The organism is Streptomyces sp. adm13(2018) (assembly GCF_008042145.1).
Taxonomy (GTDB): Bacteria; Actinomycetota; Actinomycetes; order Streptomycetales; family Streptomycetaceae; genus Streptomyces.
Genome location: NZ_RDBH01000146.1, coordinates 1 through 706 on the forward strand (window position 1 = coordinate 1; position 706 = coordinate 706).

Annotated in this window: 1 protein-coding gene; it reads left to right on the forward strand. The window is 78.9% G+C overall.

Going from position 1 to position 706, the window contains the following annotated elements; translation table 11 throughout:
• Nucleotides 1–228, forward strand: a 228-nt coding sequence (locus EAO70_RS38600) for a hypothetical protein (RefSeq protein ID WP_222723502.1), incomplete at its 5' end; no start/stop codon positions are given.
• Nucleotides 229–706 lie beyond the last annotated feature (478 nt).

Below are 706 nucleotides of genomic sequence, written 5' to 3' on the forward strand. Positions count from 1 at the left end.
GGCCGGGGCGGGCCGCTGCGCCGGGAGCACTATTCGCGGGAGCGAAGCGAGGGGCGCGTCATCGGCGTCGGCAGCGTGGTTCGCGGCGTCGGCAGCGGCCTTCGCGGGGGCGGCAGCGGGGTTCGCGGGGGCGGTCCGGGCATCACTGCAGCCTCCGGTTCGGCCATCGGTACGGGCCTCGGCGCGGCCGTCGTCATGGAGGGGGTCGGCGGCCGGGTCAGGGGCTGAGTCCGCGCGGTCGGCGCGTGTCGGCTCGGCGGTGGTCAACTGCGGCCCTTTCCCGTGCTGCCCGTCTCGCTGCTCTCGCGTGGTGTGTCACGCGTCGTACTCGTCCCCGGAAAACGCTAACAGCTGGGCCCCCGGGAGAACCCGGGGAGCCCAGCCGAGCGGGTGGCGAACCAGCGCCGAGGGGGCCGGTCCGCCCGCGGAGAGGGGGCGGACCGCCCGCGAAGAGGGGTGCCGTGGAGGGCCCGCGGGGGGCCGGTCCCGTGCCGGGGACATCGGTCCCGCCGGGGACATCGGTCCCGCCAGGGACGCCGGTCCCGCCGGGGCAGTCGGCCCCGCCAGGGACGCCGGTCCCGCCGTGGACGCCGGGCCCGCCGTGGACGTCGGCCCCCCAGGAGGGGCGACCCCCACCGAGCCGCTGGCCCACCGCGCGGCCGGTCCGCCGGAGGGGCGATCCCCACCGGCCGGCCGGTTCACGGAG